This window comes from Microbacterium sp. IO18, assembly GCF_049099505.1.
Classification (GTDB): Bacteria; Actinomycetota; Actinomycetes; order Actinomycetales; family Microbacteriaceae; genus Microbacterium; species Microbacterium aurugineum.
Map to the genome: position 1 here is coordinate 1 of NZ_JBMJAF010000006.1, position 4,560 is coordinate 4,560.

General features: G+C 54.1%; 3 rRNA genes. All 3 read right to left on the bottom strand.

What is annotated here, in order from left to right:
• Nucleotides 1–48: 48 nt before the first annotated feature.
• Nucleotides 49–165: ribosomal RNA gene (rrf, locus tag ACLF6J_RS17630) — 5S ribosomal RNA — on the bottom strand.
• A gap of 108 nt (nt 166–273) precedes the next feature.
• Nucleotides 274–3,378 (bottom strand): 23S ribosomal RNA (locus ACLF6J_RS17635).
• Between the two features lie 414 nt (nt 3,379–3,792).
• Nucleotides 3,793–4,560, bottom strand: a 16S ribosomal RNA gene (locus ACLF6J_RS17640); the annotation flags it as partial.

Sequence of the window (4,560 nt, forward strand, 5' to 3'; positions counted from 1 at the left end):
AACGCAAAATGGCCACCCAGCGTTGGGTGGCCATTTTGTTTAAAAGGAGTCCGGCGGTGTCCTACTCTCCCACAGGGTCCCCCCTGCAGTACCATCGGCGCTGTGAGGCTTAGCTTCCGGGTTCGGAATGTAACCGGGCGTTTCCCTCACGCTATGGCCGCCGAAACACTATTGATGTTTCAATCAAACACATAACAAAGTCATTGTTGTTATGCGGTTCTCGACCGTACATCGAGAACCACTCAGTGGACGCGTAGCACCAACAAACGGTGTGTTATCAAGTCATCGGCTTATTAGTACCAGTCAGCTGCATGCATTACTGCACTTCCACATCTGGCCTATCAACCCAGTAGTCTGGCTGGGAGCCTCTCACCCGAAGGTATGGAAATCTCATCTTGAGGCCGGCTTCCCGCTTAGATGCTTTCAGCGGTTATCCATCCCGAACGTAGCTAATCAGCGGTGCTCCTGGCGGAACAACTGACACACCAGAGGTTCGTCCAACCCGGTCCTCTCGTACTAGGGTCAGATCCTCTCAAATTTCCTACGCGCGCAGCGGATAGGGACCGAACTGTCTCACGACGTTCTAAACCCAGCTCGCGTACCGCTTTAATGGGCGAACAGCCCAACCCTTGGGACCTACTCCAGCCCCAGGATGCGACGAGCCGACATCGAGGTGCCAAACCATGCCGTCGATATGGACTCTTGGGCAAGATCAGCCTGTTATCCCCGAGGTACCTTTTATCCGTTGAGCGACAGCGCTTCCACAAGCCACTGCCGGATCACTAGTCCCGACTTTCGTCCCTGCTCGACCTGTCAGTCTCACAGTCAAGCTCCCTTGTGCACTTACACTCGACACCTGATTGCCAACCAGGTTGAGGGAACCTTTGGGCGCCTCCGTTACTTTTTGGGAGGCAACCGCCCCAGTTAAACTACCCACCAGGCACTGTCCCTGAACCGGATTACGGTTCGAAGTTAGATATCCAGAGTGACCAGAGTGGTATTTCAACAATGACTCCACACGAACTAGCGTCCATGCTTCAAAGTCTCCCACCTATCCTACACAAGCCACACCGAACACCAATACCAAGCTGTAGTAAAGGTCACGGGGTCTTTCCGTCCTGCTGCGCGTAACGAGCATCTTTACTCGTAATGCAATTTCGCCGAGTTCGCGGTTGAGACAGTTGGGAAGTCGTTACGCCATTCGTGCAGGTCGGAACTTACCCGACAAGGAATTTCGCTACCTTAGGATGGTTATAGTTACCACCGCCGTTTACTGGGGCTTAAATTCTCAGCTTCGCCTTACGGCTAACCGGTCCTCTTAACCTTCCAGCACCGGGCAGGCGTCAGTCCGTATACATCGTCTTGCGACTTGGCACGGACCTGTGTTTTTAGTAAACAGTCGCTACCCACTAGTCTCTGCGGCCTCCAAACGCTTTCGGGAGTAAATCCCTATACGCCGAAGGCCCCCCTTCTCCCGAAGTTACGGGGGCATTTTGCCGAGTTCCTTAACCACGATTCTCTCGATCTCCTTGGTATTCTCTACCTGACCACCTGAGTCGGTTTGGGGTACGGGCAGCTAGAACCTCGCGTCGATGCTTTTCTCGGCAGCATAGGATCACCCACTTTTTATCCGCATCGTGTCTCAGCCTCAATGAATCGCGGATTTGCCTACGACTCGGCCTACGCACTTGCACCAGGACAACCATCGCCTGGCTTGGGCTACCTTCCTGCGTCACACCTGTTAATACGCTAACCGCACCAGAATGGGGTCGTACGCTAGGCCCAGAGCGTCACCCCGAAGGGATCAGTCACTGGGATTCAGATACTTAGCACTACTGGATTAGCTTGGGCGGTTCTTCGCCGGTACGGGAATATCAACCCGTTGTCCATCGACTACGCCTGTCGGCCTCGCCTTAGGTCCCGACTTACCCAGGGAAGATTAGCTTGACCCTGGAACCCTTGGTCTTTCGGAGGACGTGTTTCTCACACGTCATTCGCTACTCATGCCTGCATTCTCACTCGTGTAGCCTCCACGGCTGGTTTACACCGCCGCTTCGCTGGCCACACGACGCTCTCCTACCCATCAACACGGCTGGACCACGAAGGCCTACCAATAATGTCAATGCCACAACTTCGGTGGCGTGCTTGAGCCCCGTTACATTGTCGGCGCGGAATCACTTGACCAGTGAGCTATTACGCACTCTTTCAAGGGTGGCTGCTTCTAAGCCAACCTCCTGGTTGTCACAGCAACTCCACATCCTTTCCCACTTAGCACGCGCTTTGGGACCTTAGTTGGTGGTCTGGGTTGTTTCCCTCTCGACTATGAAGCTTATCCCCCACAGTCTCACTGCTGCGCTCTCACTTACCGGCATTCGGAGTTTGGCTGACGTCAGTAACCTTGTAGGGCCCATCGGCCATCCAGTAGCTCTACCTCCGGCAAGAAACACGCAACGCTGCACCTAAATGCATTTCGGAGAGAACCAGCTATCACGAAGTTTGATTGGCCTTTCACCCCTATCCACAGCTCATCCCCTCAGTTTTCAACCTAAGTGGGTTCGGTCCTCCACACGCTCTTACACGTGCTTCAACCTGGCCATGGATAGATCACTTCGCTTCGGGTCTAGGACATGCGACTGAATCGCCCTATTCAGACTCGCTTTCGCTACGGCTACCCCACACGGGTTAACCTCGCCACATATCGCTAACTCGCAGGCTCATTCTTCAAAAGGCACGCTGTCACCCCTACTAAGGAGGCTCCAACGGTTTGTAAGCAAACGGTTTCAGGTACTATTTCACTCCCCTCCCGGGGTACTTTTCACCTTTCCCTCACGGTACTTGTCCGCTATCGGTCATCTGGGAGTATTTAGGCTTATCAGGTGGTCCTGACAGATTCACACGGGATTTCACGGGCCCCGTGCTACTTGGGATACTCTTCGCGCCAAGAGAAGCATTTCGACTACGGGGTTGGCACCCTCTATGACCGGCCTTTCAAGACCGTTCGTCTATACCTTCTTGTAACGCCGCCACCTCGGCAGAGATGACTGAAAAGTCCCACAACCCCCAACGTGCAACGCCTGCCGGCTATCACACACGCTAGGTTTAGCCTGATCCGGTTTCGCTCGCCACTACTAACGGAATCGCGGTTGCTTTCTCTTCCTGTGGGTACTGAGATGTTTCACTTCCCCACGTTCCCTCTACCCGCCCTATATATTCAGGCGGGAGTCACTAGGTCGGCACGCCGCCCAGCGGGGTTTCCCCATTCGGACACCCTCGGATCAAAACTTGCTTATCAGTTCCCCGAGGCTTATCGCAGATTGCTACGTCCTTCTTCGGCTCCAGATGCCAAGGCATCCACCGTTTGCTCTTAAAGACTTGAAATCACATGAGTTTGAATCAAAACTCGACCCCATCCGAAGATGGAATCAGAAATTGACTAATGATCTTTAAGATCATCTTGTGCAACAACCCGAAGGCTGCTGCAAGATGCTCGCGTCCACTGTGTAGTTCTCAAAGTACGGGCGGTACCCCTCACCGCTTCCCCACCGGGGAAACAACGAAAGGCCCAGAGTAACCAAATGCTTCCAACCCGAAGGTCAAAGCGCATCCGGTCCCTCAGGACCCAACAGCGTGCAGGCACCGACCCCCTCACCCAGAACCTTCCAACCGCAAGCGGCGTACTCATTCCAAGATCAGATCTCGATGCCATGTCAAATGTTCCACCCATGAGCTCCCAGCGAGAAACGAACGTTCCCGAACTGGGTTCTGGACGCCGAAGCGTCAGATGCTCCTTAGAAAGGAGGTGATCCAGCCGCACCTTCCGGTACGGCTACCTTGTTACGACTTAGTCCTAATTACCGATCCCACCTTCGACGGCTCCCTCCACAAGGGTTAGGCCACCGGCTTCAGGTGTTACCGACTTTCATGACTTGACGGGCGGTGTGTACAAGACCCGGGAACGTATTCACCGCAGCGTTGCTGATCTGCGATTACTAGCGACTCCGACTTCATGAGGTCGAGTTGCAGACCTCAATCCGAACTGGGACCGGCTTTTTGGGATTCGCTCCACCTCACGGTATTGCAGCCCTTTGTACCGGCCATTGTAGCATGCGTGAAGCCCAAGACATAAGGGGCATGATGATTTGACGTCATCCCCACCTTCCTCCGAGTTGACCCCGGCAGTATCCCATGAGTTCCCACCATTACGTGCTGGCAACATAGAACGAGGGTTGCGCTCGTTGCGGGACTTAACCCAACATCTCACGACACGAGCTGACGACAACCATGCACCACCTGTTTACGAGTGTCCAAAGAGTTGACCATTTCTGGCCCGTTCTCGTATATGTCAAGCCTTGGTAAGGTTCTTCGCGTTGCATCGAATTAATCCGCATGCTCCGCCGCTTGTGCGGGTCCCCGTCAATTCCTTTGAGTTTTAGCCTTGCGGCCGTACTCCCCAGGCGGGGAACTTAATGCGTTAGCTGCGTCACGGAATCCGTGGAATGGACCCCACAACTAGTTCCCAACGTTTACGGGGTGGACTACCAGGGTATCTAAGCCTGTTTG